Genomic DNA, 21,345 nt, shown 5'->3' with positions numbered 1-21,345 from the left:
AGTCACCTTGATCAGAAGACGATACAAACGACTTATACTGGCCCAGCCCATTAGCGGCACTAATCTCAGGCCAGACAATCGCCGGGATCGGGCAACGCACAATTTGCTGCACCGCGATGAGGTTTTTTTCGCACCGTCTCATGCCAATCCTGCACCACGCTGGGGAATGGCACCCAACTAACGAAGCAGATGATGAAGACGCGTTTCTCACCCTCTCTATTGACTTGGTTGCGCTGCTTCGAGGCCGTTGCGCGCTGCGGCAGCTTTACCCGTGCGGCGCAAGAACTTCACATCACCCAGGGTGCTGTCAGCCAGCAAATCAAGCAGCTTGAAGGTTGGCTTGAAGTGCCCGTGCTCCAGCGATTACCCCGGGAAGTCCTGCTTACCGCGGAAGGCGAACGATTGCATTGCGTGGTCAGTGATGCCTTTCGCTGCATGGATACGGTCATCGGTGAAATCCGCCAGGAACGCATGACCGCACCGATGGAAATGATTTGCGCGCCCTCGTTCGCCATGCGCTGGCTGATGCCCCGCATGGGAGACTTTTTTCGATGCCATCCTGACATACCCCTACGCGTGCAGGCCGAAGTGCAGCCCTTGGACGACAAGCACCCTCCTGGCAAACACATCGACGCCATGATTTGCTTCACCCCCGCGCAGACGGCGCCCGCCAAGGGCGTGGCAATGCTTGATGAATGGATCTTTCCCGTCGCCAGTCCGGAATTCCTGGCAGCGCACCCCGAAATCCTGACCCCTCAAGACCTGCGGTCGAACTTCCTGCTGCATGACGACTCTGCATGGGCGGGGGCACCCGCCCTGATCGAATGGCGCACCTGGCTGGAACATGCCGGCGTGGAGTTGCCGGACCTGCACCTGGGCCAACGCTTTAACTTGTCGCAATTGGCGGTGGGCTCGGCCATGACCGGGCAAGGCATCGCGATGGGACGCGCCGCGATCGTTTTCGAAGACGTGCTGGCAGGCCGGTTGATCGATGTGTTCGGCATCTTCGCGCCGTCACCCGCATCCTACTTCTTCGCGACCGCGCACCAGCCGTCCGAACAGATCGCCGCGCTGCAGGGGTGGATGCTTGCCGAAGCCGATGAATTCCGCCATCAACGCGATCAGCATTTCGCGCAGCATGCCGCGGTTACCCGCCAGACCCCGTCCATGCAATTGCAGATGCTGAATAACGGAAGCTGAGAACGGCGCATCATCAGCCTGCGCAAGGCAAATTCAAGAGAGGTGAACCTTTATGCCGAAGCTTAAGCAAGGGACGATTGTCCCCACTCGGGAAGAGGACGAGGCCATCAACCGTGGCATCACCGCAGACCCGGATACCTACGAACTCAACACGGCCGACTTCAAGCGGATGAAAAAAATGGGCCGCCCGAAGGCCGAAGTCACCAAAGAACGCATCACAATCCGCTTGTCTCCGGACGTTCTGGAACGCTTCCGAGCCACCGGCTCCGGATGGCAGACAAAAGTAGATGCAGCCCTGCGCGATTGGCTGAAAACCCACGCCCCGCATTGAATGGTTGCGCAAGAAGGGATCGAACCTGCAACTTCCGGCGTATGAGTCCGACGTGCCACGCCGGGTCTTGTCCTAGTCAGCTTGCGGAACTGCAAGCATTAGGGGTATTGCTGTCGCGTACAGTAACGTCCACGCGAAGGCGCCAACGTAAAACCCCGGCTTTGGCTCGAGGAACGCCAACCCAACAACACCCCATAAGCATTACGACCGGTGCGTGGTGAGGGCTCTTGCGGCAGAGTAAAGTTCTAACGAAGGCATTTTTATTCTAATGATTAGCCTGTTAGCGAACGCACATCGCCCGTAACTCCCTATATTTACTAAAGATTTTGGCGCGGCAGGAGGGACTCGAACCCTTATATTAGGACGTCAGGGTTCACAGAAACACCAGACCGCCCCTAATGCATTGAAATATGAGCATTTCCTCCCTTCCCATAAACATGCAACTAGGTGCACGTTACGGGATGCAGCCCTTCGCACTGCATTCGCACTCGACGCTCAGCCTCGTTCCATGGCACGGGGGGCATTCCCGGTGCTGTACATCAACGTCGCCCGCTCTCCCGAGTGGGCGGTAGTGCTGAATGGGTCGAAGTTAAGACGCGCTCCGAGCTTGGAGCGCCACGCAACCGAGACATTGAGGTTTCACTCTCAAATGGCACGGATCCGCTAGTGTGCCCTTCGCATCCTTTCTGAGTAGGGATGGCTCGAGCAGATAGCCCTTGCGTTTGGAGCGCCCGCGATAGAAGACCTCACTGTTCGCGCCACTCAGCCGCAGTATCGTCCCAACAAAGGTGCCAACGTTATCTGCCTGCTCCTGGGGCGCATTTGGTGCCGGCAAATCGGAACGATAAATTTTCGGAGTCTCTACCCTAGTCCTGATCACGCCCGCCCTAGTTAGCACATCGAAAAGATCCTCATCCTTAATTACCCAGTGGGTTGTGTTCATCTCCCAGTCACGGATGTCGAGGGCACCGTGAAGTGGACGTATCGAGGCATAACGGATTGCACCGATTTCATCATCGAACTCGAACTCAATGTAGAGCAATTCGCTCAAGAATGAACCGGCCGAATCACCACGCTAGCAGATTGAAAAGCTAACTACTTGACGGGAGTCGCCGTCGGGAGGAAAGGAGCGTAGTCCACTTACGAGTGCTCCAGAGTTGCCTCCGATCAATGACGACTCTGGCAATGCGGTTTAGACGGGGAGGTACGTGTGCTATCCGAACGGACATACCAAGCTGCGATAGGGACGATGCCTCCTGACCTCCCCCCGAATTGGACAGTTCAAATTGCTCCCTGTGCAACCCACGACCGAGTAATGGTCTCCTAAATACATGCCTCTCGCCCCACGAAGAAGTATTTGATATCATATTGAAAACATCAGTAGCTTTTGACATATTTCTGCGACAAAGGGAGGGCTCTTGACTGCTCAGTTTGACAATTGGCCGATCGAACGTATTCGAAGCTTGTCTAAGCCTGAAGTACATAACCTTCGCCGAAATGCACTTTGCCTCGGACATGACGTCGTGGTGGAGCGCTGCGACCAGATTCTAAATGCAGTACCCGCATCAAGGTCAGGAAGTAGACTGAAAAAAAGAATTGCGAAGATCATTCCAAGTACTGCCGCAGAAGAAATTGCGGAGCTATTTGTAAATTTGCCGCCCGTTACCGCTGTACCTAACGCGCATGCACGCCTTAGACGACTTGCCGACCCCGTAAAGACTTTCTCTGATCTGTGGCGGCAGTACATCACTTGCGGATTCTCAAGCCAGGAAAAGAGTGACCCCGATACCCCTCTTGGTCGGTTCGCCGAGGGCGAATCGTCACTTATGCATCTGCCGTCCGTTATTGCCAATGGCGAGAATCCGGATTGGATTGCCGCTGAACTTGCCGCAGCAGGTTTGAACCGGATGACGGGGAAGAAAAGGGAGCTGGTCCTAGCAGCTCGACGCGCTTTCGTAACCACAAGAGGACTTGACGATCTGCTAGTCAATGGAAGATCTGGGGGAGGACTATCTGTCTTCCTCGATTTAGCACGCGGCCTCACGAACGATCACGAAATTGCCACTTCGGCGAGGTTTAGCAGGAGCCTAGATGCCGACGAACTATATGGAATCAGCCACAAGCAGATTCGCAACATCCTCGTAAATACTGGCCTCGCCCATAATGTCATCCCTCTGGATTCCCGCTGGAAAGCGTACATCGGCCACAGGATGCATTTCGACCCAGCCGATCTCGGTCGCCGTAACGCTTACCTTGAAGTCGAAGATGTGATTCGCAAGGCGCTGATGATCGCGCAAATCCATCGAAATGACATTCCAAACCTTGCCGTACTGGACTCAGTCGTTTTCGCTGTCCAATCTTCTAAAGGACATACCGGCGGAGGCTGGACGGGAGCGTGATCGTGGTGATGATCCACCGGGCACGAGGCTTCACGCATAATGGGGCACAATTTTTCGACCGTAGCGTGCATTACCTCACCCGATCAATACTTTGTATGAATTATTGCCCGCTAGCCATCCGATTGAATATCCACAAAAGCCAATGAATTTCACGGAATCACCTGGAAATATCGACCCTGCTCGAGCGCTTATATATCTATGGGAAATTCTTAATTCCCACGGAAATATTGTCTGTAGATACGTCGGCAAAGCCTCCGGGGGAGCGCACCGACCTCGCACTCAGTACAAACGCAATGTTATTAATTTGTTAACCGGCCAGCCATATCGAAAGAGCAAACCGACAAAGTTCAGGCCCATACATAGACGGATGGCGCAAGCTGTTAAAGCTGGCGAGACGATACGACTATCGTTCATTTGCAATGTATCTCCAGATGAGGACATAAATCAACTAGAACGCTATTGGCAAAATTTCTTTGGATTAAAAAACGGCTAAGTGCGCTGAGGCTTAAAGCCGGTTGAGGAAGAGTTCTATAGCTCTGCCCCCCATAGTCCTTAAGAGTCAGTGGCTGTGGCTGTGGCTGTGGCTGTGTTATCGAAGCACAATAGCACATGAAGATGGTGGCTTGACTTTAATATTTCTTATTTCCCATATATGAATACGGGACCGAACTTCAATTCTGATTAGAGAGAAAAATGGGTTTTTGGGACGTAGTAAAAAGCGTTGCGCTTTCTGCCAAGTGTGCGACCGGATGGCATGCAGGAGATTGGCAAAAAACTGCCGGCGGCCCGGAATGCTCAATGGGAAAGACATGCCCCGATTGCCATACTTACGTGACAACAAACAAACACTCTTACACCGAGTGGAAAAAAATCAACTATTCAAATTGCAATTCCATTCGAGAGTGCAAACATTGCGGAAGCACTGAAGAACAAGTAGTTCACGAATACAAAAATAATGGAAAGGACGAAAATTGCAGATTAATTAGCAAATGCCGTGACTGCGGGACCATTGAAACAGGACGAGAAGATCATGAATGGGTAAAATTTCTTGACCACGAAGTGAAGGTTGGTGGCAAAAGAAAATGCAGACGATGCGGCACAACAGGCTAATTATTAATAAAGATTATTAACAAAATCCACGCCCGCCCCAATTGAAAAATTGAGTGCGCGTTTACAACGGCGGCTTAGAAAAATTGTTTGGTACCAAGCCGTTGATTTAAAGAAGTCCTATGGCGCGGCAGGAGGGGCTCGAACCCCCGACCCCGGGCTTAGAAGGCCCGTGCTCTATCCAGCTGAGCTACTGCCGCGCAGTCTTTTGGCGCCCCGGAAGAGATCCGGGCGCCGCATTTTACCTTGTTGCGGAAAAAGGTGGGCGGGACGGATGCCGCCCTACTCTTCTTCGATATCCGCGTGCGTGGACACCCAGAGCACGATCGCGTCGTCCTTGCTCAGGCTGATCACCCGGTGCCCCATGCGGCTGTCTATATAGAAGCTTTCGCCGGCTTTCAGGCGCGCGGGTTCATAGAACTCGGTGTACAGCTGCACCTCGCCTTCCAGCACGTAGACGAATTCCTCGCCGCGGTGGCGGCTCCAGTCCTGGAATTCGTCGAACGAGCGCGCCTTGACCCGCGTGTGGAACGGCATCATGCGCTTGTGCGACAACGCGGTGCACAGCAGGCGGTGGTCGTAGTACGGGGTTTCGTACTGGCGCCCTTCGCCCTGGCGGCTGAGACTGCGGCGGCCGGTGCCCATGTGCGCGTCGGACGCCGTGAATAGTTCGGCCACGTCCAGGTCCAGGCCGGCGGCAATCTTGATCAGGTTGTCATAGGTGGGCGACAGCAGGCTGTTCTCGATTTTGGACAGCGTGGACGCGGCGACGCCCGTGGCCGCCGCTGCCTGCTTCAATGTCCAAGCGCGCGCCTGGCGCAGGGCTCGCAGCCGTTGTGCCAATGCGCTCTGTTTGTTGCCTTGCATCCTGTGTACCTTGTCATGCCCGCGTTGTGCGCTCCCGCCACCAGTCGCGCGCCTGGTAAGACCAATAGGTCAGTTGAACCGCTGCCGCGCCCAGGCTGCCCCCGTTCCATGCCAGTCCGAAGGGTTCGAACAGCTTGTAGCGCTGGGTGTCGCCCGTGATCCCTTCGGCCACGACGCGCCCGCCGATCGACGTGGTGTTCATGCCGTGGCCGCCGAACGCCGTGCAATACCACACGTCCGGCGCCAACAGGCCGATCTGCGGCATCAGGTGCCGGGCGTAGGCCATGCGCCCCGACCATGCGGTCTCGACGCGCAGCCCCTGCAATTGGGGGTAGACGGACAGCAATTCGCGGCGCAGGGACTCGGCCAGATCGGGCGGGTCGTCGACACGGGTGGTGATTCTACTGCCCCAGCCGATGCGCCCGCCATCCAGCACCCGGTAATAGTTGCCGGCGCGGCGGTCGTCGCCGATGGCCGCGGTGCTGCGGATGGCCTCCCGCACCCGATCGCCCAGGGGTTCGGTCAACATGATGTAGGTGGCGATGGGCAGCATCGCCCGGCGCAGGGCCGGCACGACGTCGCCCGTGTAGCCGCCGGTGGCCAGCACGACGGTGCGGGCGTCGACCTGCCCGCGCTCGGTCTGCAGGTGTTTGACCGCGCCGTTCAGGGCGGCGCCGATGACCGGGGAATCTTCATGGATGCGTACGCCCAGCCGGGCGCATTCGCGGGCCAGCGCCCGCGCGTAGTTCAGCGGATGGAAATGGAACGAGGCGGGGTCTTCGACACCCTGGTGGTAGACGTCCGACACCAGGCGCTCGCGCACCTGGCTGCGCGTCAGGAAGCGCACGTCGCGGCCGAAGTCGCGGCGCTGGGCATCGCACCACTGGTTCAGCGCATCGGTCGCTTCATAGCGCACCACGCGCAGGCGCCCGTCGACCTTGTGCGCGTCGGCGATGGCCAGGCTGCGGATATTGTCGCGGATGATCTCCACGCCTTCCATGGACAGCCGGTACAGCTGCCGATAGTGGTCTTCGCTGACGTGCTTTTTGATGGCGTCGGCGCCGGCCGAGAACGCCGGCGAGACCGATCCGCCGTTGCGGCCCGACGCGCCCCACGCGACGCGCTTGCCTTCCAGCAAGGTGACGTTGCGCCCGCGGCGAGCCAGTTCCAGCGCGGTGGACAGCCCGGCCAGGCCGGCGCCCACCACGCAGACGTCCGTGTTGCAGGCGCCCGCCAGCGGCGGATAGTAGGTCGCGCTGTCTGACAGCGTGCGCTTGTAATAGGTGTCGATGTACTCGGAGGCCATGCCGGTGGGGTCCGTGTCAGTTCAGGCTTGCGCCCTGCAAACCACCCGTCAGGCGCTTTTCCAGCCAGTTGGCCAGGCGCAGCAACGGGTAGCAGTAGATGAAATAGATGGCGGCGATCATGCCGTAGATGAACAGCGATTTAGCCGGGAACGTGATGATGAACACCTCGCCTTGCCGGGTCAGCTCCGTGATGCCGACCACCGACAGGATGGCAGTGCTTTTGATCAGCATGACGTAGACGCCGCTCATGGGCTGCACGATCAGGCGCATGGCCTGCGGCAGGATGACCAGCCGCAGGATCTGCAGGGGACGCAGGCCCAGGGTCATGGCGCCTTCGGTCTGACCGCGCGGCACGGACTGGATGGCGCCCATGACGATTTCCGCCACATAGCAGGACGTGTACACGGACAGCGACACGAAGGCCGCGGTACCGGAATCCCAATGCAGAAGTTCGATGCCGGAACTGGGCAGTACGAAGTAGAAGATATAGAGCTGCACCAGGAACGGCGTACCGCGCAGGATATGGATGTACAGGCCCAGTAACTGGTGGATGCCGCGGATGCGGTAGCTGCGGATCACGCCGATCACGAAGCCCAACAGCGAGCCCGCGATGATGGCCACGAACGAGATCTTCAGCGTCTCCCAGAAGCCTTTCAGCAAGAAAGGCAGCACGACGCCGGCGGTGGAAAGATAGGAATCCAGCATGCTTACCTCGCGTTCCAGGCCGGACCCGCCAGCCAGAGGCTCACGCCCCGGGACAACAACAGCATGACGCCGTAGATGAGCAGATAGCCCGCGGCGATGGTCAGGAAGCTTTCGTTGGGCACGATGCGGTCGCTATTCATCTGCACGCCGGCTGCCACCAGTTCGAACACGGTGATCAGCGACAGCAGCGAGGTGTCCTTGATCAGCACGGCGGTCTGGCCCAGCAAGGGCGGCAGCGTGTTGACGAAGGCCTGCGGCAACACCACGTAGCGCAGCCGCTGCTGATAGTTCATGCCGCAGGCCTTGGCGCCTTCGATCTGGCCGCGCGGCACCGACTCGATGCCCACGCGGATGATTTCGCTCATGTAGGCGGCGTGGTGCAGGGTCATCGCCAGGATGCCCAGCACCATCTCGCTCCAGCCCTTGGCGCCCGGGATAAGCATGGGCACGGCGTAATAGACCAGGTAGATCTGCACCAGCAACGGGGTAGACCGGATGAATTGCACGTAGGCCGCCACGGGGCGCCAGATGGCCGCTTTGGACGACATGTGCAAGAGCGCCAGCGGCACACCGGCCAACACCGACAGCACAAGGCTTGCGCCCGCGGCGATCAGCGTGTTGGCCAGGCCGGTGGCGAATTGGCCCGTGTACTGGCTGACGATGCGCCAGTTGTAGTAATCGATCAGCCAGTCCATGGGCGGTCCGGTCTCCCCGTAGCGGTGCTAGAGCCTGTTGACACTAAGAAGCCTTGCGCAGGCCCAAGTGATTAATGGTCTTTCTTCCAGTCGGTGGAGTACCAGTACTTCACCTGCTCGGGCAGCGTGTTGTCCGCGGTCTTCAGCGTTTGCCAGTTGTCCAGCCAGAACTTCAGGCGGAAAGCGTTGGGGCCGACGGCAAAGGCCAGGGGTTCGCGCACCATCACGCCGTCCAGCACGCGCAGGTTGCCGAAGTCGACCAGGAACTGGTTGGCGGTGGACATGGACATGATGCCGGCGTCCAGGCGGCCGCTGGACAGGGCCTGGCCGACCGGGGCGCTGCCGCCCGAGAACTCTTTCAGGGTGGCCTTGGGCAGCATCTTCTTGCCCACTTCGGCGTAGGTGCTGGCGCCCAGCACGCCGACGTTCACACCCGCCTTGTCCAGTTCCTCGTACGACTTGTACGGGGAATCCTTGGGCACGACGGCCACGGTCTCGGCATAGAACATCGGCGCCGAGAACAGCACCTGGGCCGCGCGCTGCGGCGTGGGCGTCATGTCGGCTGCCACCATGTCGGCCTTGCCGGACAGCAGCGCGGGCAACAGGCCCTTCCATTCATAGTCTTGCAGGACGAGCTTCACGCCCAGGTCGTCGGCCATGCGCTTGGCCACTTCCACCGCCAAGCCCGTGCGATTGCCCGTCTTGTCCATGAAGCTCATCAGCGGCCCCGAGGTCTGCACCGCCACGCGCAGTTCGCCCCGCTTGATGATGTCGCCCAGTTCATCGGCTTGCGCCGGCAGCGCCACGGTGGCGGCCGCCAGGGCGACGCTGGCCACGCCCAGCCATTGTTTGATTTTCAGCATTTCAATATCCCCTAGAGGTGGATGAAACCTTGTCATTCCGGGCAAAGCATGTGGTGTTGCCGCAAGGCCGGCAGCGCCCGGATTTAGCCGGACCGGCTTGCTTGGACTACAAAATCTTTTCCAGGAAGGCGCGCGTGCGCGGCTCTTTCGGATGACAGAACACCTCGTCGGGCGTGCCCATTTCCACGATGCGGCCCGCATCCATGAAGAGCGCCCGGTCGCCGACGTCGCGCGCGAAGCCCATTTCGTGCGTCACGACAGCCATCGTCATGCCGTCGCGCGCCAGGCCGCGCATCAGTTCCAGGATGCCGCCCACGGTTTCAGGGTCGAGCGCGGACGTCGCTTCGTCGAACAGCATCAATTTGGGGTCCATGGCCAGCGCGCGGGCAATCGCCACGCGCTGCTGCTGGCCGCCGGACAATTGGCTGGGATAGCGCTCGCCGTAATCCCCCATGCCGACACGGCCCAGCAGGTCGCGGGCATAGCGTTCGGCGTCGGCGCGGCTGCGCCCGCGGACCACGCGCTGGGGTAGCGCAACGTTGTCCAGCGCAGTACGGTGTTGGAACAGGTTGAAGTGCTGGAACACCATGCCGACCTCGGTGCGCCACCGGTTCACGTCGGTGGCGGGGTCCGTCAGCGACACGCCGTCCACCCGGATGGTGCCGCTGTCGATGCTTTCCAGGCCGTTCAGCGTGCGCAGCAAGGTGCTTTTGCCGGAGCCTGAAGGCCCGACCACCACCATGACTTCGCCCCGGTTCAGCTGGCAATCGACGCCGTCCAGCGCCCGATGCGGCGGCTGGCCGTCGCGCTGGAAGGTCTTGGTGACTGCTTGGACATCAAGTAAAGCGTCTGCCACTGATGCACCCCGAAAGAGGTTTTCCAAACCGGCCCCGGGGCGGCCTCTCGAGGGAAGCGGCGCTAAAGCCGGTTAAGAAAAAAAAGTTTCGCAATTCACGCTGGAGTTTCGTATAGTAAATTTTTTTCCAGAATCGCCACTTAGGCATAACCCTTAAGCGAAGACATGGGCTTCGCTGGCAATCCAAGGAACCGGCATGGACACCCCCCAAGACATCCTGCGCGCGCTCGGCCTGAACGCGGCCGCGCTTACCGGCGGCACGCTGACCGCACGCAGCCCGATCGACGGCGCCGAACTGGCCCAGGTGCACGAACACACGGTGGCGCAAGCCCATTCGGCCATCACCCGTGCGCGTCAGGCCAGCCTGGCCTGGCGTGACGTGCCGGCGCCGCGCCGGGGGGAACTGATCCGCCTGCTGGGCGAAACGCTGCGCGAGAACAAGACCGCGCTGGGCCGATTGGTCAGCCTGGAAGCCGGCAAGATCGTGGCGGAAGGCGAAGGCGAAGTGCAGGAAATGATCGACATCTGCGACTTCGCCGTCGGCCTGTCGCGCCAGCTGTATGGCCTGACCATCGCGTCCGAGCGCCCCGGCCACCGCATGATGGAAACGTGGCACCCGCTGGGTGTCATCGGCGTCATCAGCGCCTTCAACTTCCCCGTGGCCGTGTGGTCCTGGAACGCCGCACTGGCCATCGTCTGCGGCAATGCCGTGGTGTGGAAGCCGTCGGAAAAGACCCCGCTGACCGCCCTGGCCTGCCAGGCGCTCTTCGCCCAGGCGATGCAGCGCTTCGGCGACGCGCCCGCCGGCCTGTCCGAAGTGCTGATCGGCGGCCGTGAAGTCGGCGAAGCGCTGGTGGATTCGCACACGGTGGCGCTGGTCTCGGCCACAGGTTCCACCCGCATGGGCCGCCAGGTGGGCCCGCGCGTGGCGCAACGCTTCGGCCGCGTGCTGCTGGAACTGGGCGGCAACAACGCCATCATCGTCGGCCCCACCGCCGACCTGGACATGGCCGCGCGCGGCATCGTCTTCGGCGCGATCGGCACGGCCGGCCAACGCTGCACCACCACGCGCCGCCTGATCGTGCATGAAAGCGTCGCCGACGCACTGGTCCAACGCCTGCACAAGGCCTACGCCAGCGCCCCCATCGGCAACCCGCTGGACAGCGGCAACCTGGTCGGCCCGCTGATCGACCGCGTGTCGTTCGACGCCATGCAAGACGCCTTGAAGGCCGCGCGCGAGCAAGGCGGCAAGGTCACTGGCGGCGAACGCGTGCTGGCCGATGAATACCCCAACGCCTGGTACGTGCGCCCGGCCATCGCCGAAATGCCCGGCCAGACGGACGTCGTCTGCCACGAGACCTTCGCGCCCATCCTGTACGTGATGCGCTACAAGGAATTCACCGATGCGCTGGCGCTGCAGAACGGCGTGCCGCAAGGCCTGTCGTCGGCCATTTTCACCAATGACCTGCGCGAAGCGGAGACCTTCCTGTCGGCATCGGGCTCGGACTGCGGCATCGCCAACGTCAACATCGGCACCTCCGGCGCGGAAATCGGCGGCGCCTTCGGTGGCGAAAAAGAGACGGGCGGCGGCCGCGAATCGGGTTCCGACGCCTGGCGCAACTACATGCGCCGCGCGACCAACACCATCAACTATTCGCGCAACCTGCCGCTGGCGCAGGGCATCAAGTTCGGCGAATAAGCCCCGCAAGGCTTGAAATACAAGGCCCCGCGCATTGTCGACAATGCGCGGGGCCTTGTTGCATGCACGGCGGATGGCGGGATGCCCGCGCCGCATGCCATGCCATCACCTTCTGATTAACACTCGTTTATTACACCCTCTACATCCGATAAGCCTGCCTTACAAACAGTTTCGGCGCGCGATGCTACATTGCCTCGTCACAAGAAAAACACATTGCGCCCATGTCCCCACGACGTCTCACCGCCCCCTCATTCTCCCTGCGCACCCTGACGGCCATCGTCGCCTTGGGCGCCGCAGGCTCAGCCGCCGCCGGCGTGTCGTACCGCCTGGACCGCCCGTCCGCCGCCCCTGGCGAGACCGTCACCATCGAAGCGGTGTACTTCAATGAAGGCAGCGCGCGCGCCAACTGGGAAGCGCCGCCGGAGCTCGTGCTGCAATGGCGCAGCCAGGACGGCCAGATCGTGCGTAGCCTGGCCAAACTGGCCGGCGACCGCGCCAGCTATAGCGTGCCGGTCAACAATTTCGCGCGCATGGCGTGGACCGCCGTCGTGCCCAGCACCGCGCGCGGCCTGCAAGCTGTCTCCATCGAAGGCCAACCCTCCATGATGGCGCTGGACGCCACCGGCCGCGACAGCGGCACGCTGGCCAGCACGCCCGCGCAAGGTCCCGTGGTGGATGCCCGCAGCGGCCAACCCGTGCCGCCTGCCGCCGTCACCGCCGTCGGCGCCTCGCCCGAAGGCGGCCCCGCGCCCAGCGCCGCAGTGATCCCCACCGTCGCGCAACAAACAGCGTTCGACCGGTTCCGCAGTTCGATCTCGGAATACAAGCCCGTCTACTTCGACATCGGCACCCGCGGCCAAACCACCGCCCGCTTCCAGATCAGCGCCAAGTACCGCCTCTTCAGCCCCAGCGGCGACCGCCCGGCGACGTGGGGCGAGAACTTCTACCTGGCCTACACCCAGACCTCGCTGTGGGACCTGCAGGGCGACTCCATGCCCTTCATCGACACCACCTTCAACCCCAGCGCCTTCTGGCTGTCGGACAACATCTGGCAGTCCGCCAACCAGAACTGGCGCTTCGGCATGAACACCGGCGTCGAACACAACTCCAACGGCAAGGACGGCGAAGACTCCCGCTCCGTCAACGACGGCTACATCGAGCCGCGCTTCCACTACCGCTTCGACGGCGGCAGCACCCTGACCTTCGCCCCCAAGGTCAAAGCCTACTTCGCCGTCGCCGACGAAAATCGCGACTACGCCGACTACGCCGGCCGCGTCGACTGGCAACTGCGCTGGGCGCAAGACAACGGCGCCGTCGTGTCGGCGATGTACCGCCAGGGCGACCAGAAACGCCGCACGACCCAGCTGGACTTCGCATGGCCGCTGCAGCGTACGTGGCTGAACATGAACGGGTATTTGCACCTGCAGTACTTCAACGGCTACGGCGAAACGCTGCTTGGATACAACCAGCGCAACGAATCGCAGTTCCGTATCGGGTTGTCGTTGGTGCCGTAAGGCGGACGGGGTGTGATGGGTTACGCGCGATCCGCAATGGGTTGCGCGTGACGGGCATGCCGCGCTCCACCCATCCTACGGGGTTCGTCATATCCACCAATGCGGCGACGCCCCATTCAGGGCGCCCAGTCCGCCACCCCTCCCCCCGGACGCGTTCAGCATCCGTCCACGTTCCCCGCCCAAATGCCCATCGCCCGCCGCCCGCGCGGCAGGCGATGGGCGACCCCGCGATATCTTCCAAACTTGCGCTGACTCCCCAACAGGATGCCAAGCACTCCGCCCTACCCCGCTGACTTCGAGCATGAACTTCCCGAGCCCGGGGTGGCGGCGGCCTGGGGGGCGCGGGGAGTCGATAAGCCCGAGGGAATCCGAAGGCAGCCGCCGTAGGCGGCAACGAGGATGACGACGGGGCAGTCCGGAGCGAAGGCTCCGGACCGCAATCGTTGACCCGCGCCCCCCAGGCCGCCGCCACCCCGGGCGCCAAAAGAACCAACACCCCCAGCCAGCAAACACACACCACGCAGCGAACGTAAGCGTAAACTCCCCCGAAAACCAAAAAAAAGCACGCGAAAAAACTCGCAAGGGGCCGGGGCATCACCCCCGGAAAGACACACAGTCATGTTCGCCGACCTGAACCACCTCTCGCACCACGCCGCCTGGCGTCGGCAATTGGAACTGCTGCTGGAATCCGCCGGCGAAGGCATCTACGGCATCGACCTGCGCGGCCGCTGCATCTTCATCAACGGCCCCGGCGCCGCCATGCTCGGCTACACGCCCGATGAAGTCGTTGGCCGCAACATGCACTACCTGATCCATCACTCCCACGCCAACCGCGCCCTGATGCCCGTCCACGACTGCCGCATCTTCCGGGCGTTCCGCGAAGGCCGCGGCGAACGCGTCGATGACGAAGTGCTCTGGCGCCGCGACGGGTCCTGCTTCGACGCCCAATACGCCTCCTACCCCATCCTCAACGACCAGGAAGTCGTCGGCGCCGTCGTCACCTTCTCCGACATCACCGACCGCAAGCGCATCGAACGCGAACTGGAACGCCGCGTCGGCGAACGCACCGCTGAACTCAGCGACGCCCACGACTCGCTACGCCGCCTGTCGTCACACCTGTCCAGCCTGCGCGAAGAAGAGCGCGCCCACATCGCCCGCAACATCCACGACGACTTGGGCGCGTCATTCACCGCCCTGCAGCTGGACCTGAACTGGCTGCGCCGCCAACTGGGCGCCACGCCCGCGCTGCAGACCCACGTCGATCGCATGCTGGAAGTCACCCAAACCGCCATGGGCGCCACTCGCCGCATCCTCAGCGACCTGCGCCCCGTCGTCCTGGACCACCTGGGCCTGTGGGCCGCGCTGGAAACGCTGCTGCAGGATCTGCAGGCCCGCACGGGCCTGCAATGCCGCTACCTGTGCCCGCCCGACACCGAACGGCGGCGCCTGGACCGCAACGCCGAAATCGCCGTCTACCGCATCGTCCAGGAACTGCTGACCAACGTGCAGCGTCATGCCCGCGCCCGCAGCGTCAGCGTCAGCGCCGCCTGGAGCGAAGACGGCCTGCTGCTGACCGTGGAAGACGACGGCATCGGCATGCAGCTGCCCGAAACGCCTCGCACTTTCGGCATCCTCGGCATGCGTGAGCGCGCCCGCGGCATCGGCGGCGACCTCGCGCTGGACAGCGCGCCTGGCGCCGGCATGCGCGCCCGCCTGCGCCTTAACCCACCCTGACACGCAATATGGCCCTGAACCTGCTTATCGTCGATGACCACCTGATCATCCGCCGCGGCCTGGCGCGCATCCTGGAAGAGGATCCCCGCGTCGCCCTCGTGCACGAAGCCGCCGACGCGCCGTCCGCCTTGCGCGCCCTGCGCCAGGCCCGCTACGACGCCATGGTGCTGGACGTGGCGCTGGGTGAACGCGACGGCCTGGACGTGCTGAAGACCGTGCGCGCCGACTACCCTGCGCTGGGCGTCGTGATGCTGTCCGTCTACCCCGAAACGCAGTTCGCCGTGCGCGCGCTGCGTACCGGCGCCCACGCCTATCTGAACAAAGGCTGCGACCCCGACGAACTGCTGGCCGCCCTGGTCAACGCCGCGGCCGGCAAGATGTACGTCACCCCCGCCGTGGCCGAACTGCTGGCCCAGACCGTCCGCCAGGACAGCTCACGCCTGCCGCACGAGCTGCTGTCCAACCGGGAATTCCAGGTATTGCAACTGCTGGTGGCCGGCCGTTCGGTATCGGCCATCGGCGAACAGCTGGCGCTGTCGGTCAACACCATTTCCACCTACCGTAGCCGCATCTTCGAAAAACTCGGCGTGCGCACGCTGGTGGAGCTGGTGGCCTACGCCAACACGCACCAGCTGGGTGCGCCGTAGTCGCCCGCGCACCAGCACGGCGCACGGCCCGCACCGCGTAGTAAAGGCACTACATGCATATCGTCGAACCCGGGATACCGGCCCTGCGCGGCCGGCCCCATGATGGCTCCAACCCAGTCTGGCCGGAGCCATCCCATGTCCCTATTCAGCAATCCGTTCGACGCCGACACCCGCCTTGCCTGCGGTTGCGGCCGCCACGCCTCGCAGGCTGAACACGAAGCCGCTCGGCAATCCGCCACGGATACCGCCGTCGAACAGGCGGTGATGCGCGCCCTTTTCCCGCAGGATGCGCTGCGCCGCCGCTTCCTGCGCGCGGTGGGCAGCAGCACGGCAATGGCGGCCATCGCGTCGATCTTCCCGCTGGCTGCCGCCCGCGAAGCCTTCGCGCAATCCGCCGGCCCGCTGGAAAAGCAGAAGCTGAAAGTCGGCTTCATCCCCATCACCTGCGCCACACCCATCATCATGGCGCACCCCATGGGCTTCTATGCCAAGCAGGGGCTGGATGTGGAAGTGGTGAAGACGGCCGGCTGGGCGCTGATCCGCGACAAGGCCATGTCGGGCGAATACGACGCCGCGCACATGCTGTCGCCGATGCCGCTGGCGATCTCGATGGGCGTGGGCGCCAGCCGCGCCGTGCCGTGGACGATGCCTGCCGTCGAGAACATCAACGGCCAGGCCATCACCTTGTCGATGAAGCACAAGGACCGGCGCGATCCTAAGGACTGGAAAGGCTTCAAGTTCGCCGTGCCGTTCGACTATTCCATGCACAACTACCTGTTGCGCTACTACCTGGCCGAACACGGACTGGACCCCGACACCGACGTGCAGATCCGTTCCGTGCCGCCGCCTGAAATGGTGGCCAACCTGCGCGCCGACAACATCGACGGCTTCCTGGCGCCCGACCCCGTCAACCAGCGCGCGGTCTATGACGGCGTGGGCTTCATCCACACGCTGTCCAAGGCGATCTGCGACGGCCATCCCTGCTGCGCCTTCTCGGCCAGCAAGGAATTCGTGACGACGATGCCCAATACCTACCAGGCATTGCTGAAGGCCATCATCGAAGCCACCGCCTACGCCCGCAACCCGGCGCACCGCAAGGAAATCGCCACCGCCATCGCGGCGCCCAACTACCTGAACCAGCCGGTGACCGTGGTGGAGCAGGTGTTGACCGGCACTTACGCCGACGGGCTGGGCAAGGTGCTGACCGATCCCAACCGCATCGACTTCGATCCCATGCCCTGGCAGTCTTTCGCCGTATGGATCCTCACGCAGATGAAGCGCTGGGGCCAGATCAAGGGCGACGTGGACTACCAGAAGGTGGCCAGCGAGGTCTTCCTGGCGACCGACGCCTTGCGCCTGATGCGCGAATCCGGCCTGACCCCGCCCGCCGAAACGGCCAAGACCTTCAGCGTCATGGGCAAACCCTTCGACCCCGCCCAACCCGAGGCCTATCTGGCCGGCTTCAAGATCCGGAGGACCTGATGCGGTCCGTGCAACACTGGCGGGCGACGTTCCTGTCCGTCGCCCTGTTCCTGGCTTTTCTGCTGCTGTGGCACGTTGCCACACGCACCAACACGGGGGGCGCGACGGTGGACCCGGCCTACGCCGCGCTGGTCGGCAATGCCGCGGCCAGCGGGTCGAAGACACCCTTCCCCGGCCCCGCCGACGTCGGCGCGCAACTGTGGCAGCACCTGAAAGATCCGTTCTACGACCGCGGCCCCAACGACAAGGGCATCGGCGTACAACTGGCCTATTCGGTGGCGCGCGTGTTGACGGGCTTTGGCCTGGCGGCGCTGGCCGCCATTCCGCTGGGATTCCTGATCGGCATGTCCAAGACCGTCTACCGCGCCTTCGATCCGTTCATCCAGGTGCTCAAGCCGATCTCGCCGCTGGCGTGGATGCCGCTGGCGCTCTACACCATCAAGGACGCCGACACGTCCGCCATCTTCGTCATCTTCATCTGCTCGCTGTGGCCCATGCTGGTGAACACCGCCTTCGGCGTGGGCGCCGTGCGGCAGGACTGGCTGAACGTGGCGCGCACGCTGGAGGTGTCGCGCCTGCGCACCGCCCTGCAGGTGATCCTGCCCGCCGCCGCGCCCACCATCATGACCGGCATGCGCATTTCGGTGGGCATCGCCTGGCTGGTCATCGTGGCCGCCGAAATGCTGATCGGCGGCACCGGCATCGGCTACTTCGTCTGGAACGAATGGAACAACCTGTCCATCGCGAACATCATCTGCGCCATCTTCTTCATCGGCCTGATCGGCATGCTGCTGGATACCCTGCTGGCGCGCGCCGCACGGCTGGTCAGCTATCGGGAATGACGCCATGAGCCAAGCTTTCCTGCAAGTACAAGGCCTGGGAAAACGCTACCCGGGACGCAACGGGCAGCCCCAGCCGCCCGTCTTCGAGAACATCGATTTCACGATCGAACAGGGCCAGTTCGTCTGCGTGATCGGCCATTCCGGCTGCGGCAAGACGACCATCCTGAATGTGCTGGCCGGTATCGACGACACCAACGAGGGCATCGTCATCATGGACGGCCGCCAGATCGCCGGACCGTCGCTGGAACGCGGCGTGGTGTTCCAGGCGCACGCGCTGCTGCCGTGGCTGACCGCGCTGCAAAACGTGGAATTCGGCGTGCGGTCGCGCTGGCCGGCCTACGACCGCGACCAGGTGCGCGAACACAGCCTGCGCTATCTGGACATGGTGGGTCTGGCGCAAGCCGCCGGCAAGAAGCCCTGCGAGCTGTCGGGCGGCATGAAGCAGCGCGTGGGCATTGCCCGCGCCTTTGCGATCCAGCCTAAGATGCTGCTGCTGGACGAGCCCTTCGGCGCGCTGGACGCGCTGACCCGCGGCACCATCCAGGATGAGCTGCGCGGCATTGTCCAGGAAACCCGCCAGACCGTATTCATGATCACGCACGACGTGGACGAAGCGATCCTGCTGTCGGACCGCATCCTGCTGATGAGCGCGGGCCCCTATGCCCGCATCGCCGAATCCGTCAGCGTGGACCTGCCGCGCGACCGGACCCGGGCCAGCCTGCACCACGAGCCCCGCTACTACGAAATCCGCAACCATCTCGTCGACTTCCTGGTCGACAAGGCATCCCACAAGGAGTGAATCCCATCATGATGTCCCGCGCTGAAGTCACCGAACTGATCGTCACCCGCAAGCTGGAAAAGAAGCTGACGTGGACCGCCATCGCCGAAGCCGTCGGCCAGAGCAAAGAATGGACCACGGCCGCGCTGCTGGGCCAGATGACGCTGACCGAGGAACAGGCCCTGGCCGCCGCGCGCGTGCTGGACCTGCCCGCCGATGCCGTGGTGCAACTGCAAGTGGTGCCCTACAAGGGGTCCCTGCCGACGTCGGTGCCGACGGATCCGCTGATCTACCGCTTCTATGAACTGATCAGCGTCTACGGCACCACGTTCAAGGCGCTGATCAATGAAGAGTTCGGCGACGGCATCATGAGCGCCATCGACTTCAAGATGGACCTGTCGCGCGAGGCCGACCCCAAGGGCGACCGCGTGCAGATCGTGATGAGCGGCAAGTTCCTGCCGTACAAGACGTACTGATGGGAGAGGCCCCATCTGGGGCCTGGCCCTAGTCTTCCACCGCCAGCTCTTCCCAGGCCAGTTCGCGCGTGCGCTCCAGCGTTGCCGTCACCTGGGCTGCGGCCTCGCGCGCCGCTTCGGGCAGGTCCTGCCCGGTCAGCAGCCTGGCCGTCAGGCTGGCCATGAACACGTCGCCCGTGCCATGCACGGACGGCGGGATGGCGATCTCGGGGTGGGTTACCACGCTGACCTTGTCCCCCGTCACCACCGCCAGCTGCAAGGTGCCGGGGGCGGCTGCCATCGGGGCAGCGCTGGTCACGACGATCCATTCAGGCCCTTGCGCGATCAATTCACGAGCGGCCTCCACCACGTCGTCGATCGACGCCAGGGGGCGGCCCACCAGCAGTTCCAGTTCGAAGTGGTTCGGCGTCATGCCGTCGGCCAGCGGCACCAGCAAATCGCGGTATTGCGCGACCAGGCCGGCGTCCACATACAGGCCGTCGTTGCGGTCGCCCATCACAGGGTCGATATGCACGCGCAGGTCCGGGCGCGCCGCGCGCACCGTCGGCAGCCAGCGCGCCAGCAAATCGGCTTGCCCCGGCTGGCCCAGGTAGCCGCAGACGACGGCGCGCGCCACCTTGGTCACCCCGCGCTCGTCCAGCCCCTTCAACAGGCCTTCGAACCAATCCAGCGGCACCGCGCCCCCATGCAGCGTGGGGTAATGCGGCGTGTTGCTCAAGATGACGGTGGGCACCGCGATGGCCCGCAGGCCCGCGCGGCGGAAGATCGGCATGGCGGCGTTGTTGCCGACGTAGCCATAGACGACTTGGGACTGGATGGAAACGATGTCCACCTGCGCGGTGTAGGCGGGCAACGCTGCGCCCGGCGCGGGGGCAGCGGAGATTGCGGTCATACGGCGGGCTCCTGACGGGAACAAGTTGCCAGCCGGCGCAGCGCCGGCTGTGCCTCATTCTAGGGCCATAACCGGCCCTAGTCCCGTCCGCTGTCCCGTCCGCCCTCTCGGCCCGCCGCCACCAGCCACCCCGCCCCATCCATCACCGCGTCCGCAATACCCGCCAGATGCGGCGCATAGGGATACGCCGCCGACGACACGATCTGGCATTGCGCCAGTTGCGGATGGGCGGCATTCAGCAGGTATTGGAAGCCGCCCGCCGGCGACGGCACCCGCAGCAGCAAGGTGTCGCCGCGCGCCAGCCAGGCATTGCCGACCGCCCGGGTCACGGGCAGGTCGGTCTCCCAGTGCAGGGGCGGGTCGGCATCGCTGACGGCATGGTCCGGCGCCATCACCTCCAACAGGAAATAGTGGCTGGGCAACGCCCGCGGATGCCCCACCTCAGACAAGGCCAGCCGCGCGAACACGGCCGCTGCCGGGTTCGCGTCCAGCACCACCACCGGCGCGCCGGCGCCATGCCAGCGGCCCGCAGGCCGGGCCCGCGGCTGCAGGTCCTGGCTATTGCTCAAGCGCCACAGCGCAATCATGGACCGTTTCCTTCATCAATATTGACGAGCCATTGTTCGATCATCCCGGCGTGCCGCCCATGCTGGCATAGCGACAAGGGGACCCGCCCAAGCAGGCGCCGCTTGGGGCTGCACAGCCACTGGCGCGCCTGCTCGCGGCCGCCAAACACCAGTTCGGCCAGCCAGGTCACCCGCAACGCCCGGTACAGCACCCGCAAGTCCGACAAGTCCAGCCCCAATTCGCGTGACACGTCGCGGGCGCGCACCGGCGCCTGTTCGGGCACCAGCGGAAACCAGCGCCCCAAATCGTCGGGATAGGTCTGCCGCAGCGCCTGCAGCAATGCGCCGGCGCACTGCAGGCTGGCGGGCGGCTGGGCGTCGCCCA

20 protein-coding genes, 1 tRNA gene and 1 pseudogene are annotated in these 21,345 nt (G+C 63.1%); 12 read left to right on the top strand and 10 right to left on the bottom strand.

All coding sequences use genetic code 11. The features are described 5' to 3' along the window. Positions 1-189 precede the first annotated feature (189 nt). The 4 genes and pseudogenes from AC27VE_RS17330 to AC27VE_RS17315 all read left to right on the top strand — a co-directional run. A pseudogene (locus AC27VE_RS17330) lies at positions 190-387 on the top strand (LysR family transcriptional regulator); the annotation flags it as partial. Positions 388-435: 48 nt separating this feature from the next. Continuing rightward, positions 436-1,200 (top strand): LysR substrate-binding domain-containing protein, encoded by a 765-nt coding sequence (locus AC27VE_RS17325; protein WP_488704569.1) that lies wholly within the window; start codon positions 436-438, stop codon positions 1,198-1,200. Between the two features lie 52 nt (positions 1,201-1,252). Beyond that, positions 1,253-1,531: a BrnA antitoxin family protein gene (locus tag AC27VE_RS17320; RefSeq protein WP_427957265.1), complete on the top strand. Its 279-nt coding sequence runs from the start codon at positions 1,253-1,255 to the stop codon at positions 1,529-1,531. Between the two features lie 1,418 nt (positions 1,532-2,949). After that, complete coding sequence (locus tag AC27VE_RS17315; RefSeq protein ID WP_488704526.1) at positions 2,950-3,930, top strand: hypothetical protein; 981 nt, start codon at positions 2,950-2,952, stop codon at positions 3,928-3,930. A gap of 1,230 nt (positions 3,931-5,160) precedes the next feature. Here AC27VE_RS17315 and AC27VE_RS17310 read toward each other — a convergent pair. From AC27VE_RS17310 to AC27VE_RS17280, 7 genes are all read right to left on the bottom strand, one after another. Further along, positions 5,161-5,237, bottom strand: a tRNA-Arg gene (locus tag AC27VE_RS17310). Between the two features lie 82 nt (positions 5,238-5,319). Continuing rightward, the gene (locus tag AC27VE_RS17305) at positions 5,320-5,904 is read right to left on the bottom strand and encodes a helix-turn-helix domain-containing protein (protein ID WP_006221996.1); all 585 of its coding nucleotides are present in this window, start codon (positions 5,902-5,904) and stop codon (positions 5,320-5,322) included. A gap of 13 nt (positions 5,905-5,917) precedes the next feature. Beyond that, complete coding sequence (locus AC27VE_RS17300; protein WP_488704525.1) at positions 5,918-7,210, bottom strand: NAD(P)/FAD-dependent oxidoreductase; 1,293 nt, start codon at positions 7,208-7,210, stop codon at positions 5,918-5,920. A 16-nt stretch (positions 7,211-7,226) separates the two neighbouring features. Next, the gene (locus AC27VE_RS17295) at positions 7,227-7,916 is read right to left on the bottom strand and encodes an amino acid ABC transporter permease (protein WP_488704524.1); all 690 of its coding nucleotides are present in this window, start codon (positions 7,914-7,916) and stop codon (positions 7,227-7,229) included. 2 nt (positions 7,917-7,918) lie between these two features. After that, positions 7,919-8,611 (bottom strand): amino acid ABC transporter permease, encoded by a 693-nt coding sequence (locus AC27VE_RS17290; protein WP_006221999.1) that lies wholly within the window; start codon positions 8,609-8,611, stop codon positions 7,919-7,921. Positions 8,612-8,682: 71 nt separating this feature from the next. Further along, a complete protein-coding gene (locus AC27VE_RS17285; protein ID WP_488704523.1) occupies positions 8,683-9,474 on the bottom strand; it encodes an ABC transporter substrate-binding protein in 792 nt (263 codons plus the stop codon). A 106-nt stretch (positions 9,475-9,580) separates the two neighbouring features. Further along, positions 9,581-10,330 carry an amino acid ABC transporter ATP-binding protein gene (locus AC27VE_RS17280; protein WP_006222001.1) on the bottom strand — a complete coding sequence of 250 codons (750 nt, stop codon included), beginning with the start codon at positions 10,328-10,330 and terminating at the stop codon, positions 9,581-9,583. A gap of 196 nt (positions 10,331-10,526) precedes the next feature. On the opposite strand from AC27VE_RS17280, the gene amaB reads away from it, so the two are divergent. From amaB to cynS, 8 genes are all read left to right on the top strand, one after another. After that, on the top strand, positions 10,527-12,029 hold the full coding sequence (gene amaB / locus AC27VE_RS17275) for an L-piperidine-6-carboxylate dehydrogenase (protein ID WP_088589256.1): 1,503 nt from the start codon (positions 10,527-10,529) through the stop codon (positions 12,027-12,029). Positions 12,030-12,250: 221 nt separating this feature from the next. Beyond that, a complete protein-coding gene (locus AC27VE_RS17270; protein WP_427961270.1) occupies positions 12,251-13,543 on the top strand; it encodes a phospholipase A in 1,293 nt (430 codons plus the stop codon). A gap of 618 nt (positions 13,544-14,161) precedes the next feature. Beyond that, positions 14,162-15,277, top strand: coding sequence for a sensor histidine kinase (locus tag AC27VE_RS17265; protein WP_280029420.1), 1,116 nt, complete (start codon positions 14,162-14,164; stop codon positions 15,275-15,277). 8 nt (positions 15,278-15,285) lie between these two features. Then, the gene (locus AC27VE_RS17260; protein ID WP_006222005.1) at positions 15,286-15,924 is read left to right on the top strand and encodes a response regulator; all 639 of its coding nucleotides are present in this window, start codon (positions 15,286-15,288) and stop codon (positions 15,922-15,924) included. 135 nt (positions 15,925-16,059) lie between these two features. Next, positions 16,060-17,406, top strand: coding sequence for a CmpA/NrtA family ABC transporter substrate-binding protein (locus tag AC27VE_RS17255; protein ID WP_488704522.1), 1,347 nt, complete (start codon positions 16,060-16,062; stop codon positions 17,404-17,406). Continuing rightward, complete coding sequence (gene ntrB / locus AC27VE_RS17250; RefSeq protein WP_088590901.1) at positions 17,406-18,248, top strand: nitrate ABC transporter permease; 843 nt, start codon at positions 17,406-17,408, stop codon at positions 18,246-18,248. The genes AC27VE_RS17255 and ntrB overlap by 1 nt, the downstream gene beginning before the upstream one ends. A gap of 4 nt (positions 18,249-18,252) precedes the next feature. Beyond that, positions 18,253-19,047: an ABC transporter ATP-binding protein gene (locus AC27VE_RS17245; protein WP_427956468.1), complete on the top strand. Its 795-nt coding sequence runs from the start codon at positions 18,253-18,255 to the stop codon at positions 19,045-19,047. Between the two features lie 11 nt (positions 19,048-19,058). Next, complete coding sequence (gene cynS, locus AC27VE_RS17240) at positions 19,059-19,502, top strand: cyanase (protein ID WP_006222009.1); 444 nt, start codon at positions 19,059-19,061, stop codon at positions 19,500-19,502. A gap of 28 nt (positions 19,503-19,530) precedes the next feature. On the opposite strand, the gene pdxK is transcribed toward cynS, so the two are convergent. From pdxK to AC27VE_RS17225, 3 genes are all read right to left on the bottom strand, one after another. Then, positions 19,531-20,394, bottom strand: coding sequence for a pyridoxine/pyridoxal/pyridoxamine kinase (gene pdxK, locus AC27VE_RS17235; RefSeq protein WP_427956466.1), 864 nt, complete (start codon positions 20,392-20,394; stop codon positions 19,531-19,533). Between the two features lie 77 nt (positions 20,395-20,471). After that, complete coding sequence (locus AC27VE_RS17230) at positions 20,472-20,981, bottom strand: RES family NAD+ phosphorylase (protein ID WP_427956463.1); 510 nt, start codon at positions 20,979-20,981, stop codon at positions 20,472-20,474. Further along, positions 20,978-21,345: antitoxin Xre/MbcA/ParS toxin-binding domain-containing protein (locus AC27VE_RS17225; protein ID WP_488704521.1), on the bottom strand; the 368-nt coding region annotated here is incomplete at its 5' end. The genes AC27VE_RS17225 and AC27VE_RS17230, both read right to left, overlap by 4 nt.

The sequence above is a fragment of the Achromobacter sp. 18P8.1.1 genome, assembly GCF_057799415.1.
The sequence above is the reverse complement of the archived record's forward strand: the minus strand, read 5'-3'. Positions and strand labels throughout refer to the sequence as shown.

Bases quoted from the DNA above. Each gene is read 5' to 3' on its own strand.
- AC27VE_RS17325 (WP_488704569.1), top strand. From the start codon at position 436: ATGGATACGGTCATCGGTGAAATCCGCCAGGAACGCATGACCGCACCG.
- AC27VE_RS17320 (WP_427957265.1), top strand. From the start codon at position 1,253: ATGCCGAAGCTTAAGCAAGGGACGATTGTCCCCACTCGGGAAGAGGAC.
- AC27VE_RS17305 (WP_006221996.1), bottom strand. From the start codon at position 5,904: ATGCAAGGCAACAAACAGAGCGCATTGGCACAACGGCTGCGAGCCCTG.
- AC27VE_RS17300 (WP_488704525.1), bottom strand. From the start codon at position 7,210: ATGGCCTCCGAGTACATCGACACCTATTACAAGCGCACGCTGTCAGAC.
- AC27VE_RS17295 (WP_488704524.1), bottom strand. From the start codon at position 7,916: ATGCTGGATTCCTATCTTTCCACCGCCGGCGTCGTGCTGCCTTTCTTG.
- AC27VE_RS17290 (WP_006221999.1), bottom strand. From the start codon at position 8,611: ATGGACTGGCTGATCGATTACTACAACTGGCGCATCGTCAGCCAGTAC.
- AC27VE_RS17285 (WP_488704523.1), bottom strand. From the start codon at position 9,474: ATGCTGAAAATCAAACAATGGCTGGGCGTGGCCAGCGTCGCCCTGGCG.
- amaB (WP_088589256.1), top strand. From the start codon at position 10,527: ATGGACACCCCCCAAGACATCCTGCGCGCGCTCGGCCTGAACGCGGCC.
- AC27VE_RS17270 (WP_427961270.1), top strand. From the start codon at position 12,251: ATGTCCCCACGACGTCTCACCGCCCCCTCATTCTCCCTGCGCACCCTG.
- AC27VE_RS17265 (WP_280029420.1), top strand. From the start codon at position 14,162: ATGTTCGCCGACCTGAACCACCTCTCGCACCACGCCGCCTGGCGTCGG.
- AC27VE_RS17260 (WP_006222005.1), top strand. From the start codon at position 15,286: ATGGCCCTGAACCTGCTTATCGTCGATGACCACCTGATCATCCGCCGC.
- AC27VE_RS17255 (WP_488704522.1), top strand. From the start codon at position 16,060: ATGTCCCTATTCAGCAATCCGTTCGACGCCGACACCCGCCTTGCCTGC.
- ntrB (WP_088590901.1), top strand. From the start codon at position 17,406: ATGCGGTCCGTGCAACACTGGCGGGCGACGTTCCTGTCCGTCGCCCTG.
- AC27VE_RS17245 (WP_427956468.1), top strand. From the start codon at position 18,253: ATGAGCCAAGCTTTCCTGCAAGTACAAGGCCTGGGAAAACGCTACCCG.
- cynS (WP_006222009.1), top strand. From the start codon at position 19,059: ATGTCCCGCGCTGAAGTCACCGAACTGATCGTCACCCGCAAGCTGGAA.
- pdxK (WP_427956466.1), bottom strand. From the start codon at position 20,394: ATGACCGCAATCTCCGCTGCCCCCGCGCCGGGCGCAGCGTTGCCCGCC.
- AC27VE_RS17230 (WP_427956463.1), bottom strand. From the start codon at position 20,981: ATGATTGCGCTGTGGCGCTTGAGCAATAGCCAGGACCTGCAGCCGCGG.